This window comes from Alkalinema sp. FACHB-956 (assembly GCF_014697025.1).
GTDB lineage: Bacteria > Cyanobacteriota > Cyanobacteriia > Leptolyngbyales > Leptolyngbyaceae > Alkalinema.
This window is the reverse complement of record NZ_JACJRC010000004.1, coordinates 223,588-242,923: the sequence shown is the minus strand read 5'-3', so window position 1 is coordinate 242,923 and position 19,336 is coordinate 223,588. Positions and strand designations below refer to the sequence as shown.

General features: G+C 53.0%; 16 protein-coding genes. 11 read left to right on the top strand and 5 right to left on the bottom strand.

The features are described from left to right. Positions 1-622 precede the first annotated feature (622 nt). A complete protein-coding gene (locus H6G21_RS08040; RefSeq protein WP_190572498.1) occupies positions 623-2,398 on the top strand; it encodes an ABC transporter ATP-binding protein in 1,776 nt (591 codons plus the stop codon). A 359-nt stretch (positions 2,399-2,757) separates the two neighbouring features. Beyond that, the gene (locus H6G21_RS08035) at positions 2,758-5,652 is read left to right on the top strand and encodes a phospholipid carrier-dependent glycosyltransferase (RefSeq protein WP_190572448.1); all 2,895 of its coding nucleotides are present in this window, start codon (positions 2,758-2,760) and stop codon (positions 5,650-5,652) included. Positions 5,653-5,657: 5 nt separating this feature from the next. Here the strand turns inward: H6G21_RS08035 and shc are convergent, their stop codons facing one another. Next, positions 5,658-7,619 carry a squalene--hopene cyclase gene (shc, locus tag H6G21_RS08030; protein WP_190572439.1) on the bottom strand — a complete coding sequence of 654 codons (1,962 nt, stop codon included), beginning with the start codon at positions 7,617-7,619 and terminating at the stop codon, positions 5,658-5,660. Between the two features lie 576 nt (positions 7,620-8,195). Here shc and H6G21_RS08025 point away from each other — a divergent pair. Next, positions 8,196-8,672 (top strand): SH3 domain-containing protein, encoded by a 477-nt coding sequence (locus H6G21_RS08025; RefSeq protein ID WP_190572437.1) that lies wholly within the window; start codon positions 8,196-8,198, stop codon positions 8,670-8,672. Positions 8,673-8,685: 13 nt separating this feature from the next. Here H6G21_RS08025 and H6G21_RS08020 read toward each other — a convergent pair whose 3' ends face one another. After that, complete coding sequence (locus H6G21_RS08020; protein WP_242041711.1) at positions 8,686-9,357, bottom strand: diheme cytochrome c; 672 nt, start codon at positions 9,355-9,357, stop codon at positions 8,686-8,688. A 284-nt stretch (positions 9,358-9,641) separates the two neighbouring features. Between H6G21_RS08020 and H6G21_RS08015 the strand changes: the two genes are divergently transcribed. After that, a complete protein-coding gene (locus H6G21_RS08015; RefSeq protein WP_190572435.1) occupies positions 9,642-10,109 on the top strand; it encodes a GNAT family N-acetyltransferase in 468 nt (155 codons plus the stop codon). A 110-nt stretch (positions 10,110-10,219) separates the two neighbouring features. Next, positions 10,220-10,441 (top strand): hypothetical protein, encoded by a 222-nt coding sequence (locus H6G21_RS08010; protein WP_190572433.1) that lies wholly within the window; start codon positions 10,220-10,222, stop codon positions 10,439-10,441. 103 nt (positions 10,442-10,544) lie between these two features. Here H6G21_RS08010 and H6G21_RS08005 read toward each other — a convergent pair whose 3' ends face one another. Both H6G21_RS08005 and H6G21_RS08000 read right to left on the bottom strand, forming a co-directional pair. Continuing rightward, positions 10,545-10,769 (bottom strand): ferredoxin-thioredoxin reductase variable chain, encoded by a 225-nt coding sequence (locus tag H6G21_RS08005; RefSeq protein WP_190572431.1) that lies wholly within the window; start codon positions 10,767-10,769, stop codon positions 10,545-10,547. Positions 10,770-11,070: 301 nt separating this feature from the next. Then, positions 11,071-12,978, bottom strand: coding sequence for a 4-Cys prefix domain-containing protein (locus tag H6G21_RS08000; protein ID WP_190572430.1), 1,908 nt, complete (start codon positions 12,976-12,978; stop codon positions 11,071-11,073). 309 nt (positions 12,979-13,287) lie between these two features. Between H6G21_RS08000 and H6G21_RS07995 the strand changes: the two genes are divergently transcribed. After that, complete coding sequence (locus H6G21_RS07995) at positions 13,288-13,707, top strand: NfeD family protein (protein WP_190572428.1); 420 nt, start codon at positions 13,288-13,290, stop codon at positions 13,705-13,707. 177 nt (positions 13,708-13,884) lie between these two features. Further along, a complete protein-coding gene (locus H6G21_RS07990) occupies positions 13,885-14,832 on the top strand; it encodes an SPFH domain-containing protein (protein ID WP_190572426.1) in 948 nt (315 codons plus the stop codon). A 63-nt stretch (positions 14,833-14,895) separates the two neighbouring features. Here the strand turns inward: H6G21_RS07990 and H6G21_RS07985 are convergent, their stop codons facing one another. Next, complete coding sequence (locus H6G21_RS07985; protein ID WP_190572424.1) at positions 14,896-15,282, bottom strand: Fur family transcriptional regulator; 387 nt, start codon at positions 15,280-15,282, stop codon at positions 14,896-14,898. 191 nt (positions 15,283-15,473) lie between these two features. Here H6G21_RS07985 and purS point away from each other — a divergent pair, with 191 nt between their 5' ends. From purS to H6G21_RS07965, 4 genes are all read left to right on the top strand, one after another. Then, a complete protein-coding gene (gene purS, locus H6G21_RS07980; protein ID WP_190572422.1) occupies positions 15,474-15,740 on the top strand; it encodes a phosphoribosylformylglycinamidine synthase subunit PurS in 267 nt (88 codons plus the stop codon). A gap of 170 nt (positions 15,741-15,910) precedes the next feature. After that, a complete protein-coding gene (gene purQ, locus H6G21_RS07975; protein ID WP_190572420.1) occupies positions 15,911-16,603 on the top strand; it encodes a phosphoribosylformylglycinamidine synthase subunit PurQ in 693 nt (230 codons plus the stop codon). A 658-nt stretch (positions 16,604-17,261) separates the two neighbouring features. Beyond that, positions 17,262-18,341, top strand: coding sequence for a photosystem II q(b) protein (psbA, locus tag H6G21_RS07970; RefSeq protein ID WP_190572419.1), 1,080 nt, complete (start codon positions 17,262-17,264; stop codon positions 18,339-18,341). 620 nt (positions 18,342-18,961) lie between these two features. Then, positions 18,962-19,336 carry a response regulator gene (locus H6G21_RS07965; protein ID WP_190572417.1) on the top strand — a complete coding sequence of 125 codons (375 nt, stop codon included), beginning with the start codon at positions 18,962-18,964 and terminating at the stop codon, positions 19,334-19,336.

Sequence of the window (19,336 nt, the reverse complement as noted above, 5' to 3'; positions counted from 1 at the left end):
GGGATGGTCTGGCTATCCCTCGCAGCGTCCCCCTGGTGTTGTGACGATCGTCAAGGGTCTACAACGGTTTGAAGGCATTTTCTTAGGTTGGAAAATGACTTTCCCCTGACTTGTGTGTACACGGTAGCCTGCGTGTGGGAGAAGGGCCGGGGATGAGGGCGGAAGAAAGCCCAAAAATTTAGAGCCACCCCGTTTGACATCACAAACAAGAGTGGCTCGGTCAGATGCTAAAATCCTCATCAAGCCGCCTTGCTGCTAGGACAGCGAGGGGGAATAGCTACTTGGGGTTGTGTCACCAATCCCGAGTAGTGCCCTAAATTTTCAGGATCCCAGCGACCCCACGCTTCATGCCAACCTGTCAACCCAAAGAAGGATGTCCATGGCGATCGCTATGGCAAGTAAGCTTACGAAGAAACCAGGGAGAAAGTCAACCCTAGTGATGAAAATTATAAATTCTTGAAATTCCTTGTGGATCTCAAATTCGAACTTCTGAAATACAAATCCTCAAGTCGAACCTAAAATCCTCAAGTCGAACCTATTTGTAAACTAGATAGGATGCCAGGAACGGATCGATCGTGGTATGTTACAAACCCATCTTCCTCACACATCCACCCGACCCGCCATGGTTGCCTCTACCAAACACCATCCCCTGCAACGACTCCTGCGCTACAGCCGCCGCCACCGATCGCAAATCTGGGCCGCCAGCACCTGCTCCATCCTCAACAAAATCTTCGACCTTGCGCCCCCCTACCTGATCGGCATGGCCGTCGATATCGTCGTCAAACGCGACGCCTCCCTCATCGCCAACCTCGGCATCACCAGCATCACCGGACAACTCACCCTTTTATCCATCCTCACCCTCGTCATTTGGGGCTTGGAATCGCTGTTTGAATACGCCTTCGATCGGCTCTGGCGCGAACTCGCCCAAACCCTCCAACACGAACTGCGCCTAGATACCTACAACCACTTACAAAACCTAGAACTCAGCTTCTTTGAAGAACGCAGCACCGGCGGCTTACTCTCCATTCTCAACGACGACATTAACCAACTCGAACGCTTCCTCGATAGCGGAGCCAACGAATTACTGCAATTTTTCACCACCGTTCTCTTCGTCGGTGGCACCTTCATTGCCCTTGCGCCTGCCGTATCATGGTTGGCCATGTTTCCCATTCCATTTATTCTCATTGGCTCGATCGCATTCCAAAAACGACTCGCCCCCCGTTACGCCAACGTCCGCGAAAAAGCCGGATTCATCAACAGCCGCCTCGCCAATAACCTCTCCGGCATCGCCACCATCAAAAGCTTCACCGCCGAAGACTACGAATCCGATCGCGTCGCCGATGACAGCGAAGCCTACCGCCAAAGCAACCGCCAAGCGATCGCCCTCAGCGCCGCCTTCATTCCCCTGATTCGCTTCATTATCCTGATCGGCTTCACCGCCACCCTCTTCCTCGGTGGCCTCGCCGCAGCCAACGGAGCCCTTTCCGTCGGAACCTACGGTTTCATGGTCTTCATCATCCAACGCCTGCTCTGGCCCTTCACCCGCCTCGGCCAAACCATGGATCAATACCAAAGAGCCATGGCCTCCATTAACCGCGTCATGAACCTGCTGGATACCCCCATCACCATCCCCTCCGGCCAACGATCGCTCCTACCCTACCAAGTCAAAGGCGAACTAGAGTTTCGCAATCTCTCCTTCGCCTACCAAGGTCGCAAAAATGCCCTGACCCAACTCAACCTACACATTCCCGCAGGCAAAACGATCGGCGTTGTCGGCGTCACCGGCTCCGGCAAAAGCACCCTCGTCAAACTCCTCCTACGCTTCTACGAACTCCAAGAAGGACAGATTTTATTAGACGGCATCGACATTCGCGATTTACAAATCCGTGACCTGCGGCGTTGCATCGGCTGGGTCAGTCAGGATGTCTTTCTCTTCCACGGAACCGTTGCCGAAAACATTTCCTACGGCAGCTTCGATCGTACCCCCGAAGAGATTATTCAAGCCGCAAAACATGCCGAAGCCCACGAATTCATCATGCAACTCCCCCACGGCTACGACACGATCGTTGGCGAACGGGGCCAACAGCTTTCCGGCGGCCAACGCCAACGCCTCGCGATCGCCCGCGCCCTCCTGAAAGACCCACCCATCCTCATCCTGGATGAAGCCACCTCCGCCGTAGACAACGAAACCGAAGCCGCCATCCAAAAATCCCTCGACTACATCACCCAAAACCGCACCACGATCGCGATCGCCCATCGCCTATCCACGATTCGCCACGCCCACTGCATCTACGTGATTGAGCAGGGGCAAATTGCCGAACAGGGCACCCACGAAGCCTTACTCGATCGGCAAGGCATTTACGCCAAACTCTGGCGCGTCCAATCCGGGATTCGCTAGCCACCCGCGCGGTCTAAGTACGGTCAAAAGATTACGCAACCACTGTGAGCACTCTGGTTCACTAAGTCGATAGTGGCTTTTTTATCGAACCTTCTAAAGACACATCGGGTAATTTTTGGCAGGTTGAGGCGGGGGCGTAGAATGGGATTATCGATGTGAGATCGAGGTTTTATGGGGCTAGGGCAGACGATCGAACTAGCTCCAATTCTGCGCGATCGCTGGCAGGTGACGAAAGCGGCGATCGGCAACCTCATAATCAATTCATTGATCAGTACTACAGCCCCGCTCCCCCTGCCCACTCACCCAAAAACCCCAAAGTGGTATAAGTTAAGGGTGATCGTGGTTCCTAGGGCGAGAGCGTGATTCAGCAGCGGTGGATAAAACAAACAGCCATACTGTTCAGCATTTGGTTACTGAGCGCGATCGTCGATCGGGCTTGGCTCACCACCCTCCAACCCATTCCAGAGTGGGATCAGGCCGACTACCTCACCGGGGCCATGAACTACTGGAAAGCCCTACAAACCCCCAACTGGTTCAACCCCGACTGGTGGACTAGCCTCTGGCTCCTCTCCTCCAAAATTCCCCCCCTCGTCTACATCAGCACCGTCCCCTTCCTCAACAGCTTCGGCACAGGCATCGCCTCCTCCACCCTCGTCAACCTCCTCTTCAGCGCCATCCTCCTTCTGTCCATCTACGGCATTGGCACCACCCTCTTCACCACCGAAATCGGACTGTGGTCAGCCGCAATCACCCTTCTATTGCCAGGACTATATCCCCATCGGCTCCACTACATGATCGATCACCCGATCATCGCCATGACCGCCCTCACAATGTTCACCCTGACCCTATGGTGGACAACCGTAAATCCTCCGCAATCCCCCCCCCTTCCCCCCTCCCACACCTCCACACCCCAACCCGAAGACGCCATCACCTTAATCAAAAACCTCCGCCAATTCCTAGAAACCACCAAAACCCAAAAACGCATCCCCTTCCCCAACATCCAAGGGTCACAAATCGGGCCATTCCTCCAACAAACCCTACACCGTAGCCTCACCTCCCCCTGGGCCAAAGCGATCGGCTTCGGCATCACCCTCGGTCTCGCCTTCATGACCAAACAGACCGTTGCCCTCTTCCTGTTCACCCCCATTCTCTATACCGTTGTCACAACCATTTTCAAACGCCATTGGATTGCATTCATCCAACTGATTCTTGGATTAATCGTTACAGTCTGGGTTGCCTATCCCTGGTATCGCACCAACTGGCTCATCATCCTCACCTCCGGCGAACGCGCCACCGTTGCCTCCGCGATCGCAGAAGGCGATCCCCCCCTCAACACGATCGCCGCCTGGACCTACTACCTCCAACTCCTCCCCGCCCACGTCACCTACCCCCTCCTACTCGTCGCCATCACCGGGCTAGTCTTCTATGGCAAACGAGTCGTCACCCTAGTTCCAGGAACCCTCCAGGAAACCCTCGATAAAATCACCCGCCAAGAACGCTACCAACGCTGGTGGCGATCGACCCGTTGGCTGCTCATCTTTGTCGCTGGAGCCTACCTCCTCTGCTCCCTCAACGTCAATAAAGACCTGCGCTACTTCACCCCCGCCCTGCCGATCGTCGCCCTCCTACTGACCCAAGGCTTAGTCGTCTTTCCGCGATACCTGTGGGAATTCCGCTGGGGCACCGCCGCAATCATGGCTGCATTAATGCTGACCAACCTCTTCCCGATCGTCCCCGGTATGGCAGGCATCAACCCCGAATCCGGGCGCAAAAATTGGCACCAGCAAGACGTGATCAACACCGTCCTCCAAACCGCCCCCCACCTGCGCCACACGATCGGCGTCCTCCCCTCCCTGCCAGAATTCAACCAACACAACCTCAACTACTTCGGCACCCTGCAAAACTTCCAAATCTACGGACGGCAGGTCGGCGCAAACCCCAAACAAGTCTGGCAAGACAGCCGATCGCTGGATTGGTACGTGACCAAAACCGGCAACCAAGGCGCAATCCGCAAACCCGAAGCCCTCTCCAGCTTGATGCAACAAATCGAGCAGCCCGCCACCAGCGCCAACGCAACCCCCAACTTCCAAGTCGTCCAAGCCTGGGCCATGCCCGACGGCAGCAACCTCCGCCTCTACCACCGCACTAAACCCACGATCGAGCTCTTCATCAATCCTCTCACCTTCACCAACCCCAGCCAACTCATCCGATCCATCCAACTCACCAAAGTTACCACCCCCGCGATCGTCCCCCCCAATCAACCCGTCCCCGTAGAATATCAGTGGCTCGGCTCCTGGGACAAACTCCGATCGGGCCTCGTCGCGTTAACGTGGAAACGCATCGAAGAACCTAAAAATCCCAAAGAAAGCAACAAAACCGAGAATACCCAAGCCAAGCCAATCAGCAACAACTCAGGCAACAATTCAGACAACAACTCCGACAATAATTCAGGCAACAAAAAGCAACCCACCCCCATCAAACCAAATCCCCCTGTTCCCGCGTCTTCCCCACCCGCCGATCGTTGGCTCCACGACCATGGCATCGGCCTAGGACGATTGCAATCCTCTTCCCTCACTCCAGATACTTTGGTGCAAGTGACAGAAACCCTGGCCATGCTTCCCCCCGCCAACGCCAGCGGCACCTACGTTTTAGAAGCCATCTACCTCGATCGCGCCACCCTCGCCAGCCAACCGATCGCCATCCCCACCGTCAAAATCACCGTCAGTCCTACCGCCAGCCCCACCCCCGCCCCCGAACTCGATCCCCTAACGCAATTGCGCCTCGCCTCCACCCAGCTTCCCAAGGGCTTACAAGGCATCGATCGGGTATTTAATCAAGTGGGGCAACTTAATCTCTACGATGCCATCCAGGATTACCTCAAGCAATCCGAAAAACTGATCGCCTACCGATTGCAGCAGGAATCCAAAAACGCCCAACTCGCCTACACCTACGGATTAACCCAAGTGTTGCAACGGGATGTTAAAGACGCGATCGCGGCCATGCAACGGGTCGTAGAGTTGGATAGTCAAAATCCTAACGCCTACGCCTACTTAGCATTTGTCAATCTCTACGACTTTCGAGGCAAAGCCGCCGAATCCGTCTTACAACCCGCCTTGCAATTAAATAATCAACTCCCTGAACTCCATGGATTAAACGCGATCGCCCATTTGATGCAAGGGCACCTCATCCAAGCTTGGCAGGAAGGACAGGGCTATTTAACCCGATCGAAGTCCTCCCCTGCCAAAACCCCCTGATTGCACTACAACAGCGCTTGTTTCTGTTGCCAAGCTTGATAGCGTCCCAACGCCGTCAGCGGGAAATGCTGGTAATACAGGTGATATTTCAAATAGAAATGCTGCGGGAATCCCGTCCCCGTAAACCAAACTTCCTCCCATGCGCCATTGCTTCCCTGGGTGGTCAGCAAGTACTGCACCCCCCGTTCGATCGCTTCTGTGGCAAAGTTCTGCGTGGCTTCCCCCGCCGCTAACAGCCCGATGACAGCCCAGGCCGTTTGGGAAGCGGTACTGTCCCCCTGCCCCATCAAGCGGCGATCCTTATAGCTTTCACAGGTTTCGCCCCAGCCCCCATCGGCATTCTGGCAACCCACCAGCCACTGGGCCCCGCGCGTCATGGCCGATCGATAGCGGGTCGGCGCTATCGTGGCCAAGGCTGCTAACACCCCCGCCGTGCCGTAGATGTAATTCACCCCCCAACGCCCGTACCAACAGCCTTCCGGTTCCTGCTCCTGGATGAGGTAATCTAACCCACGCTGGATTTGCGGCTCATTCAAGACCGTTTGCAGAGCAATTCCGGGCATCTGCGCCTGAAGGTTACCCATCATCTCCAACACCCGCGCCGTCACATCCGCCGTATTGGGATCGATCATCGCCTTCAAGTCCCCATAGGGCACCAGATTCAGCCAATCCTGATCGTTGTCCAAATCAAAGGCCGCCCAGCCACCGGGTTTACATTGCATCGTAGCGATCCAATCCACCGCCCGTTTGACGGCCTGTTGCTTCACAGCTTCATCTTGCATTCTCACCTGCAATAACGCCATGACCACGACAGCGGTATCATCCACGTCAGGATAAAAGCGATTTTCAAATTCAAAGGCCCATCCCCCCGGCATTCCTTTGCGGTTTTTCACCATCCAATCGCCGTAATCCAAAATCTGTTTATCCAGTAACCACTGCGCACCTTTTTGCAAAGCGGGGTGATCGGCCTCCAGCCCAGAATCCACCAGCGATCGCATGACCAAGGCCGTATCCCACACCGGAGACACGCAGGGCTGCACCCAGTATTCCTCCGCCGTCTCCACCGCAAAGCGATCGACCGCTGCCAGTCCCCGCACCACGATCGGATCACTGGCCGCGTAATTTAAGGCTTTCAAGGCTAAAAGCGAATTCAACATTGCGGGAATGATGCCACCCCAATCGCCCGTAGCTTCTTGGCGTTCCAGAATCCATTGTTCTGCGGCCTTCAGTCCCTCCCTGCGAAAGGGCACTAAATTCAGTTCCTCCGCCACCTTAAAGGCTTGATCGGCCCAGACAAACACATCCGTCCAATCGCCCTGGGTGGGCAGTTCAAACTTGGCCCGCGTCACGCCTTCCACGTAGAGTTCGTCTAGGGTAATCGCAGGCTGCACCAACCACACCGGTTTTTGGTCAAACACAATCAGCAAGGGCACCGTACTGCCCCGCGCCCAACTGGACATTTCATAGATCGTAAAGGGCGAAATTTCCGTTGGCAGTAGCATGATCCAAGGCGGAATTGAGGGCAATCCCCGCCAGTCATAGCAGCCGATCAGCGCCAAATGCATTTTGGTGAAAATCCGCGTCTTCGTCACCCCGCCCTTGGACAAGATAAACCGTCGGGCTTTGACCATGGCGGGATCCTCGGTTGAAACGCCCAATAGCTTCAGCGCCATGTACGCTTCCACGGAGGTGCTCAGATCTCCGCCATCACCGTAATACAGCTCCCAGCCACCGGATTCCCGTTGCTGATTACGCAGGTAGGTTTCCACCTTATCCATGGGACGGATGCGATCGGTGCCCCAAATCTTGTGCAGCAGGACAGCTTCTGCGGTAATCGTCACGTTGGATTCGAGCAGTGCCCACCAGTAACCTTCCTGGGTTTGCAGGGAAAGTAAATAGTTCTGACTGGCCGCGATCGCAGTTTCTAAAGGACTCTGGGATTTACTGGGTCGGTCTTGAAGTTGCATAGGGGTTGGGACTGAGGGTTTCAACATGCCCCTGATTTTACCAGGATGGCTCGATCGCTTCTTGCATCCGTTTTAACAAGGACTCTGGGATTTACTGGGTCGGTCTTGAAGTTGCATAGGGGTTGGGACTGAGGGTTTCAACATGCCCCTGATTTTACCAGGATGGCTCGATCGCTTCTTGCATCCGTTTTAACGAGGATCGGCGATCGTAGACATCTACATTTAGGGGCATCCAGGGAGAGATAGCTACCAGGTACACTGAAACCCATGCACCTAGGTGATGTAAAAACTAGGGGCTTAGGGGCTGTGGAAACCAGACATGAAAATCAGTGGCGAAATTATAGCAATGGCAAAATTATAGGTTTTGCCAATCAGTCAGCTTACGCCCGATCATTCTTGAAGATTCGCTGCAAACACGCCCTGTCCCAGGCAACAACTGTCATACTGAAAATATCCCACCATCGCTACAATTATCGCTAGCGGTAATTGTAGCTAGCGACAACTAGCACTCGCGAAACCAGCACTCGCTGCAATGATAACTCGCTGCAACTATCGCTACAGGAGAGGCGCTACCCTATGGCACACCATATTTTCCATCACCATCGTCATCCTCGATCGTCGGATTTTTGGATTCCGGCTTTTCTGTTGGGCGTTCCCACGATCGCGCTGCTAGGACTGTTGTACAACCAGGGCTATTGGCGTAAGAATCCCTTGGCGACCATGATGAACAACCCCCGCAGCACCCAAGCCCCAGCGCTGGTCAATCGTCCAGCAGGCAGCACTGCGCAAACCAGTCTAAACCCTTCAACCACCACTGCCCCAAAAACCTTGACAACCTCTCAACCCACCCACCGCACCATCTGTCACGCTGGGGTAAATGGCCTGAATTTACGACAAGCACCGGGACTCACCACCCCGATCGCTGTACTTCCTTGTGGCCAAGCGGTGAGCGTCACCGGAAATCCAGTGTGGAAACAAGGGGAACAATGGTCGCCCGTCACCTACGGCACCCGTCAGGGCTGGTCAGCCACCCGACTGCTGCAAAAACTGTAGTTCAGCTAGAACCTTATCCCGCGTTTTTTTCGGCCTCCGGGGTCAATTGCCGGAAGTTGAATTGATTCACGCCCGGATGGCAAGTGACGCAGCTACCCAGGTTCACTTTTTTGGGCAGATTGACGCGGGGGTGCAGCGCTTTGAAGTACCGTGAATCTTGCATCCGGTAGGGCGTTTTTTCGTCGTCTGACGTAGGTCGGGAGTAAGCTTTCAGGTAATTCCAGACAATGCGACGGTTGGGATCACGAAGCGGATCGATCACCACACCGTAGTGCTGCGGATCCTGAATTAACACCTGCCAGGTTTGCGTGGGCATCACGGCAGGGGGAATGGCAATGTGGCAACTAGCACAGTTTTCTAGATAGAGTTCCTGACCCAGTTGCAAATTAGCAGGAACCGGATCGATCGTGCCCTCGATCGTGCCTATGTCTGCCGTGCCCGTTTCTGCTGCTATGAGATTGGCCGGGGGATTGGCCGCTGTAGCAGCACTGGCGGGGTCAAACCGTTGTAGGGATTGCCATTTCTGAGGCTCAAACGCCTGCGCTAAACCGATCCCCATCAAAATCGTGAACATCATAATCAGCAACATCAACCCAATCACCGCAGATTTCCGGCGCGTATGGGGGCGAGAACGGCGGGGGGTTATGTCAGGAATCGATCGATCGTTGGGGAAAGATTTTCGCATGGGGTCTTCACAAATCAGAAATCTATCTAGACAATTGAGTCTAACTGCTTATGGTAAAGGTTCCCGTTACATCCAACGGGAGACACGGGGAAAAGGAGCACCGTCATCTCAGCGATCGGGTTCAGTCGAAACCAGTCGTGGACAACAGCCGACCTAATCCAACGTCAGGAGCATAGCCAAAGCGGATGGCGGCGATCGCAAAGCAGGAAGTATTTTCCCATTCCCTGACTTTAGCGAAAACCCGTACAACTTCGTCGCTTCTTTTGTTTCAGGAGAGGACTGGAATGGACTGTCGTAACGTGCAACTCAAGGTGGGTGCTGAGTTTGTTGACTTAGACAAGCTGCAAGCGTTATTTAATTTGGCTGCATTTTGGGCACGCGATCGACGGGCGGATGAGTTAGCCATTGCCCTGGAAAACAGTAAACCGATCGTGACTGCGTGGGATGGGGATCAGTTAATGGGGTTTGCCCGAGCCACATCGGATGGCATTTATCGCGCCACCATTTGGGATGTGGTGGTGCATCCGGATTACCAAGGGGCTGGGATTGGCCGCAAGCTGGTGGAAACGATTTTGAGCCATCCCCAGGTCAGCCGCGTGGAGCGGATTTATCTCATGACCACGAATCAGCAGCGGTTCTATGAGCGCATCGGGTTTGAGTCCAATGGCACCACCACCATGGTGCTGCATAACCAACCCCTCAGCCTGCCCCAGACTGCCATGGTTGAGATGGAATGCGATATCGGTCGTTAAAAAAGGTTTCAGCCCAAATCTCTGATCACCTTCGGACAAGGCTTCTGCTTCGCTAGGATAGAGTCTAGGAATTTGCAAAGTCTACGATTTACGGTTTCTCAGGAGGAGCCATGTCATCACAATTTCTGCGTTGGCTAAGTCAAGCTCCTCCGATCGAACCGGAAGTGTTTGAAGTCTATCGAGTCACACGGGCCTTCTACGCTGAAAAACAGCAGCGGGATGATCTAGAAGCCTATTACGCTTGGTACCAAGAAACGGCAAAACGCCACCAGCAAGAACAGCAGAAAATGCAAGGTGACGTTAATTTGTTCCGATTTTTCCGGCTCAATTGATTGCAACTAATTCTGCAAATACCCAGATCCCGCAACTCACCAGATTGCAACTAAATCAGATGACCGCTAGTCTGGAATTCTCCTGAACCGCCCCATTGATGGCTTAATCGACCGCTTCGATTTCGTAGTCTGCCAGGTGGACTTTCAATTTGGGGCCAAATTGCACTAAGTAGGGAAAATTAGCGCTCACTGGACGACCATGCCAACTGTTAACGATCGCGACTACTTCACCCTCTTGCCCGTTGAGATCAAAACCCTGATTCCGATGCTCTGGGTGATGATAAATGACAACGGAGTTCTTCACCCGAATGCGCTTCCCAACTTCCATAGCCTTTGATGTGTTCCTCTCAGCAGTCGTTACCATAGACCAATTCACCTGACTGCACAATCGACAGCTTTACTATCTTTACACAAGACGGCAACGGTTCTGATCTGGGAAAGGGCTCTTCTCCTCGATTGTTGCGATAGAAAAGCCCCGCCATCCGTTCCCGCGAGTCTTTGCCTGTCCCGCTTGCCCGATCGCAGGCTTGCTCGATCGCAGGCTGGCCCGACGTTGCCTACCGCCGTTGACCCACCGCCATTGACCCACCACCGTTAACCCACTGCCGTTACCGACCTAATTTGCCGACCTAATTTGGCCGGGAGAACCAGCCTTGTACCTGGGTTTGCAGGCGATCGCGCCAAGCATTAAACCCGTTGGCATCCAGCACCGACCAGGCATACAGTCCGCCACCCGTCGCCAGCAGCAGGAAGAGCAGGACGCCGCCAACCCAGGACTTGCGGCGGGCAGGTTTGCGCGCTGGGGCGGTGGATGAAGTTGCAGAATCTGCCTCGATCGTGGGTTCCGACAGAGTGAGATCCAGAATCGGCTCCTCGCTGGGGACTGCCTCTGCTTGCTCGTCGATCGCCGCTCCGGGAGTTGTTAAAAAGGCATTGGCTCCGGCAGAACTCACCTGGAACCGGGTCAGAACAATGGAAATATTATCGGAACCGTTACGCTCATTGGCCAACTGAATCCAAGCCTGAGCCGCAGCTTCTAGGGTGATGCGTCCCCGGATGAGCGGATCGGCAAAGTTTTCCCAGGAGTGTTCCAGTAAGTCGCGATCGCTCAGCCCATCGGAGCAGAGAACCAACACCCCATCCTCTTCCACCACAAACCGATTGACCGTCGGCTTGAGAAATTCACTATCCCGCGTCCCCAGGGCTTGGATCAAGGCTCCCGCATCGGGGCGTTGCAGGGCATCGCGGTAGGTGGTGCGTCCCATCCGCACTTCCCGCACCGCCACATCATCGTCCACCGTCAGGCAGTGAATCCCCCTCGGCGTGAGCCAATAGGCGCGGCTGTCCCCCACATTGGTGATGTAGAGTTCGTGGCTGTTGCTGGCGATCGCTCCACTGGCCAACTTAATGCGCTGAGGCACTTGCAACGCCATAACCAGGGTCGTTCCCATGCGGCGGCGATCCTGGCGTTCCTGATTATCGTTTTGAGCAGAGATTAAATTATTCGCCACCCGCACGATCGCGGCCAACTGCTCCCCAATGACCTCCGGCGGCACAATTTCCTGCTGTTCTGCAATTTCCGCCAACAGCGCTTTAATCTGCGGCTTCACGGACTGAACCGCCATATGACTGGCCACTTCGCCCCCTTCATGGCCGCCGATGCCATCACAAACGATCGACCAGCGGGGCAATAGCTCATCCTGGATCTGGGAACTTTCGCCCAGGGGATAGCAGGTATCTTCGTTATGATCCCGCTCTTTGCCCACATCCGTCGCACCGTACACCTGCAAACCTAAAGACAGCTGAGCCGCCTGTTGCAGCAGCAATTGGTTCAGTTGGGCGCGAATATTCTCCGGATCCACCTCGTCATCATGCAATTGAACGCAGAGGTCTTGCACCACCGGCAAAATCGTCTGACGACATTCCGGCAACAGCCCCGACCAAAACTCCGCTAACTGGCTGAAGCTGGGCGGGGTTGAATCGATCGTCAGTGCCCGCAGCCGAATCCGCCAGTCGTGAACCCGCAGGTTCTCTTCGATGAGCAAACTACTGCCCACCTGCCAATCCAACAACGGTTGCCACAGTTCCCACAGTTGCCAGAGCCAGTAGACCTGACGCACCGCGCTGGCCTGCCCAAAGGCTTGTGCGAACGGCAGATAGGGCGTTCCCTCCGCATCGATCGGGCTATTGTCCAGCAAGAGAATTTCCTTACCACCTTCACGACAGAACCCGTAGACATTGGGGAGATGGAGGCGATAGGCACAGAGATGCAGATAGGGTAAGACCGTTTCAGGAATTTCCTGGGGCAGATAGGGCAGCATTCCCGGTTGCAAATCCAACCAAATCTGCGGAGCCACCACCTGATAGCGCCCTTTCCCCACAATGCTGCCAACGGGCTTGCTACCGCCATCCATCGCCCACAGCCGACGGTAAGTAATGGGCGTTCCACAGTTCGCGCAAACCTTCGCCCCAACGACGTTGTCTGGGCGATCGCAGTGGGGATTGGTGCAGTAAATCTTCAGGTCAAAACGGCTCATAGGATTGGCAATCTTAAAGGCGCGAGGCAATCATTTTAGTCAGAATCCTAAAAGTTTATGTCTAAATTACGAAATCTCCAGGGAACGCTGTGAATATGTCGGTAGGCAGGGGATATAGAAATAGACAAGGTTGAGAGACGTTACCCTCCAACGATCCCCCAGGAACTCACCTCGATCCCAGGTCTGATTGCAGGTCTGCATCCAAGGTTTCATCAGAGGGCTGTTCGGAGGGCTGTCAGCTCTAGATCAGCCCTCCAAACTATACCAAACCCCTCTCAGCCCCCCAAATCTCTCACTACGCTTGAAGCTATGGCATCTCAAACATTTTGGCTGTTTTTAGGCATTGGGCTATGTGCAGTAGAAGCCGTTTTTCCCACTGCTTACGTTGCCCTCGTCATGGGGATTAGTGCCCTATTAGTTGCGATCGCGGCACAATGGCTCTCCCTCAATTGGGAAGTCTGGCTGTGGATTGGGTTATCCCTCCTCGGCATCTGGATTTCTCGCACCTTTGTCCCCCCGAGAAAAACGGTGAAATGGGATGACAAAGTGGGAGAAACGTTGACGGAAATTCAACCGGGCCAACTAGGACGGGTACTCTATGAAGGCAATTCTTGGGCAGCCCGTTGTGAAGATCCCGAGGCAACTATTCCGGCCCAGCAACCTGTGCTAGTCGTGGGGCGTCAAGGGACAACCCTGCTAGTTTTGCCGGAAGGCGCTCTGCACGGCTAGTCCATGGGTCGGGGCTAAGTCCCGCTGGCAGCGAAGGAGTGAGGGGCTGAGTGACTGGACAACTGGTGAAGAGACAACGAGTGAGTGAGTTAAGAGCTGGTGAGTTAAGAGCTGGTGAGTTAATAACTGGGTGAATTGACAGATTAATTGACAAAAATTTTAGGAGTACCGTTATTTATGTGGCAGTTAATTCTTGCACTGTTAGTGGGTGGAGCCGCCGTTTCGAGCGTCAAAATTGTAGAGCAGGGAAATGAAGCCTTGGTTGAGCGGTTGGGGCAATACGATCGCAAACTAGATCCCGGTTTGAACTTGGTACTTCCCTTCATAGATCGCATCGCCTACCAGGAAACCATTCGGGAAAAGGTGCTGGACATTCCGCCCCAGAATTGCATTACGCGGGATAACGTGGCGATCGCGGCGGATGCGGTGGTCTACTGGCGGATTGTGGACATGGAGAAAGCCTACTACAAGGTGCAGAATCTACAATCGGCCATGATTAACCTCGTGCTGACCCAAATCCGGGCGGAAATGGGGAAACTGGAACTGGATGAAACCTTTACCGCGCGGGAGCAAATTAACGAAACCCTGCTGCGGGAGCTAGACATTGCCACCGATCCCTGGGGCGTAAAAGTAACGCGGGTAGAACTGCGGGAAATCGTTCCGGCGAAGGCAGTGCAGGAGTCGATGGAACTGCAAATGTCCGCCGAACGAAAAAAACGGGCGGCCATCTTGACCTCGGAAGGGGAGCGGGAATCGGCCATTAACAGCGCACGGGGGAAAGCGGAGTCCCAAGTGCTGGATGCAGAAGCCCGCAAACGCGCCACGGTGATGGCAGCAGAGGCAGAACAGCAGAGGATTGTCCTAGAAGCCCAGGCCAACCGCCAGCAACAAGTATTGAAAGCTCAAGCCACCGCCGAGGCCCTCAGCATTGTCACCCAAGCCCTGAACGCCGATCCCCAAGCCCCCCAAGCGGCGCAACTGTTAATGGCCCTAGGCTACCTAACCATGGGTGAAACCATCGGTAAAAGCAACAGCAGCAAAGTTCTATTTATGGATCCGGCAAGTATTCCTGGATCGCTCGCTGGCATGATGTCGATCGTGAACAACGGCAACGGTCAAGCATAGCGCTAGTGTCCCACCTCCCCTTTCACCCTTCTACCCTTTACATCCACCCACCCTTTTACCCACCTACCCCTGCTCCTGACACTGAACACACACGCCAAAAAATTCCAGCAAATGATAGTGAATTTTGAACTGGTAGCGCTGGCTAAATTGTTTTTCCAGTTCGTGGACAGGACAGGATTCCAGTTCGATCGTGGCCCCACATTGTAAGCAGGTCAGGTGGTGGCGATCTTCTTGAATCAAGCTATATAACGATTCCCCAGTGGCGAGGGTGCGGACTTGAACCGCGCCCTCTTTTTTCAGGCCGTCCAAGGCTCGGTAGACTGTGGCTAACCCCATGACTTGATCCTGTTGCCGTAACTCCATATATAGATCTTGGGCAGAAATGGCACGATCGAGGGTTTTGAGGATTTCCAAAATCCTTTCTTGGCTACGGGTGCGGCGGGTTTTCATAGATACCGTGATCAACTGGGGTTAGGTTTTGAGTGTAGCCTAATGTGAATTCGATAGACTCTTGCTAGGGCACGATCGGTTAACCAAGATGTTTACGGGGAATGTTTGCTGGGATTTTTCTCGTGGGTATCTAGGTAGATGGGGTTTACCTGGGTTTACAATTATTTTCCATTGCGTTCAAGGCGATTATCGTGGCTCAACAGTTCCAAGCTCAAATCTATGTAACTCTTCGCCCATCAGTATTGGATCCGGCTGGGGTAGCGGTGCAATCCGGGCTCAAACACATGGGTTACGACAACGTTGAGAGCGTGCGGATCGGAAAGTACATCGAGTTAAGCTTGACCGCAGAGAATGAGGCCGCAGCTCAAGAACAGTTGGATCGGGTCTGTGACCAATTGTTGGCCAATCCCGTGATCGAGAATTATCGGTTTGATCTCAAAGCGGTGGCGGCAGTGTAATCACTATCAAAGTCCTTCTCCCAGCCTGGGGGAGGAATTTAGGGGAGGGCTGCATGAGGGCTGCATGAGGATTGCAAAAGTGGGATAAACCCCAGTGATGATGCGCCCCAGTGATTACGTGCTTGTTCTCGGCAAGTTTGGCTACAACCGTTCTCTACTTTTTCTGAGCTATGAAATTTGGTGTTATTGTTTTTCCAGGATCCAACTGCGATCGGGATATGGCCTGGGTGACCCGTGGCATCCTTGGGCAAGAGACGCACATGGTGTGGCACGAAGAGCGGGATTTGTCGGATCTGGATGTGGTGATTGTGCCCGGTGGGTTTAGTTACGGCGACTATTTGCGCTGTGGGGCGATCGCGCGGTTTTCTCCGGCCATGCAAGCCACGATCGACCATGCCGCTCAAGGGAAATACGTTTTGGGCGTTTGTAACGGTTTTCAGATTCTGACGGAAGTGGGATTGCTACCCGGTGCGTTGATGCGCAATCGCGATCTACACTTCATCTGCGATCGTACGCCCTTGCGAGTGGAACGGAATGATTTGCCTTGGACAAGAAATTATCGATCGGGCGCTGTGGTCACAATTCCAATTTCCCACGGGGAAGGCTGCTACTACGCCGATGCAGATACCCTCAAGGAAGTAGAAGACAATCAGCAAGTGCTGTTCCGCTACTGTGATGCCTTGGGTAATGTGACGGAAGCGGCTAACCCCAACGGCTCCTTGAATAATATTGCGGGTATCTGTAACCGCCAGGGCAATGTGCTGGGCATGATGCCTCACCCGGAGCGATCGGCGGATGCCGCGATCGGCGCAACGGATGGCTTAGCGCTGTTTCAAGGATTACTCGAAATGGCTGTTGCGTAATCATCAGCGAACGCAACAGCATCAGCGAACAAGGACGCATTATTGTTGCTTCTTAATTCTTGCTGACAACTTGTTTCGAGTTATTTCGAGATTGTTCCGAGACCGTTTTCAATTCCAGCGACAGGAATCACCCCCATTCCCCCTTGAAAAAGACAGAAGGCACTCGATCGAGTGCCTTTCGTTTTGTGTTAGGTGAATTTTTATCCTCAACAACAATAAGAGTTATGAATCAATTTATTAATAAGAATTAATGAGTATGACGATAAATTCATGAACTTAATCATACTTATATTGCAAAATATTTCGATAAATTGAGTTAGATGTTTTATTTTCAGATTCAAGAACGAGTGATCAAGCTTTTGAAGCAACACAAGTGATCAAAAATTCATTTATTAAAAAAATCTAAAAATTTTCAACGTCGATTAATCCTAGGTCTTAATGCCTATCGATGTGAACAGATTGATGCATTGAGACATAAAAGTTAACGGAGAAAGACTAGAAAAATAAAGAACAGTATCAATAAGATGTGGGTGGGTAATTCACTACCCCAAAAAACTCATCAAGCAAGTTTTGGATTGAAGCCTTTTTCTAGGTGTAAAGACATAAGTTGTTTGTTGAACGGATTTTTTGTTCTTCATTCAAGCCATTATCCAAACCTATGACCACAGCACTTCAACGTCGTGAAGGTAGCGCGTGGGATCGGTACTGCGATTGGATCACCAGCACCAACAACCGGATTTATGTCGGTTGGTTCGGTACCCTGATGATTCCTTGCTTGCTAACCGCAACCATCTGCTATCTCATTGCTTTCGTCGCTGCTCCCCCCGTGGACATCGACGGTATCCGTGAGCCCGTCGCTGGCTCGCTGATCTACGGTAACAACATCATTTCTGGTGCGGTTATCCCTTCCTCCAACGCGATTGGGGTTCACTTCTATCCCATTTGGGATGCAGCTTCCCTCGATGAGTGGCTGTACAACGGTGGCCCTTACCAGCTGATCATTTTCCACTTCTTGATCGGTTGCGCTTGCTACATGGGCCGTCAGTGGGAACTGTCCTACCGCCTGGGTATGCGTCCTTGGATCTGCGTGGCTTACTCTGCGCCTCTGGCCTCTGCTGCCGCAGTCTTCCTGATCTACCCCATCGGTCAAGGTTCCTTCTCTGACGGGATGCCCCTAGGTATCTCCGGTACCTTCAACTTCATGATCGTGTTCCAAGCAGAGCACAACATCCTGATGCACCCCTTCCACATGCTCGGTGTGGCTGGCGTCTTCGGCGGTAGCTTGTTCTCCGCGATGCACGGTTCTCTGGTGACCTCTTCCTTGGTGCGTGAAACCACCGAAGTCGAGTCTCAGAACTACGGTTACAAGTTTGGTCAAGAAGAAGAGACCTACAACATCGTGGCTGCTCACGGTTACTTCGGTCGTCTGATTTTCCAATATGCTTCCTTCAACAACAGCCGTTCCTTGCACTTCTTCTTGGGTGCATGGCCGGTCGTGGGTATCTGGTTCACCGCTCTGGGCGTGAGCACGATGGCCTTCAACCTGAACGGTTTCAACTTCAACCAATCCATTCTGGATTCTGAAGGTCGCGTTGTGTCCACTTGGGCAGACATGATCAACCGGGCTAACCTGGGGATGGAAGTGATGCACGAGCGTAACGCTCACAACTTCCCTCTGGACTTGGCTGCTGGCGAGTCTGCACCTGTAGCACTGCAAGCTCCTGCGATCAACGGTTAATTTTTCAAGGCTAATTTGGTTTAGCACTGGTTAGTTAACCCAAAGCCCCCACCGATTCGGTGGGGGCTTTTTGCATGGTTAGCTTTTTGCATGGTTAGCTGTTTTATACGACAACGATACCGACCATCCCCATCTGAATCAGATCTCCATGGAATTTAAAATTAATTGATGAGTAGAAGACGATATCGGTTTAGTTGAAGCAAAGCTGATTGTCCTCAGATAATTTCTCTATCTATTAATTTTTGTAAATCATCTTTTCATTTCTTGCCAGATCCTTAATAAATTATTGTGTAACAGGCCACACGTGGCGTGGGAGTGAATATCAATGGGCAACTGGATCACGATCGTCAGCATGACGTGTTCGATCGTTGATTTCGGTTTATCACCTGAGTCATTGGCTGATTTTAGGCTAGAGCAATCTGAGTTTTTGGCCTAGTTGATTTCTGACTTGGCTTGTCCCTGACTTAGATGGTTGTTGGCTTGAATTGTTCACGTCCTAATTGATCATCGATTGATTATCTTCTAGGAGATTCTGTTCAGAAATGCTGGTATTCATCGCAACAAATCCTGCTTGTTAGAAGCGCTAATGGTAGCAAGACCTCTGAAATCATGCTTTCCCCATGACCATTAAGCGCGTTTTAATAATTGATGATGAAGAATCTATTCGAAAAGTCGTGCAGCTTGGCCTTCCCATGGTAGGTAATTGGGATGTCTTGGTTGCCAGTTCTGGGATAGAAGGAATCCTTACAGCTCAGATCGAACAGCCCGATGTCATTCTGCTCGATGTGATGATGCCCAACATGGATGGTGTAGCTACGTTTCGATCGCTACAGCAACATCCCAGCACTCAATCCATTCCAGTGATTTTTTTGACTGGAATCACAACTACGATCGAACACCATAGACTCAATCACCTAGGGGGAAACGGGGTCATTACCAAACCGTTTAATGCACTGGAATTAGCAGGGCAAATTACCAAGCTATTGAATTGGTAG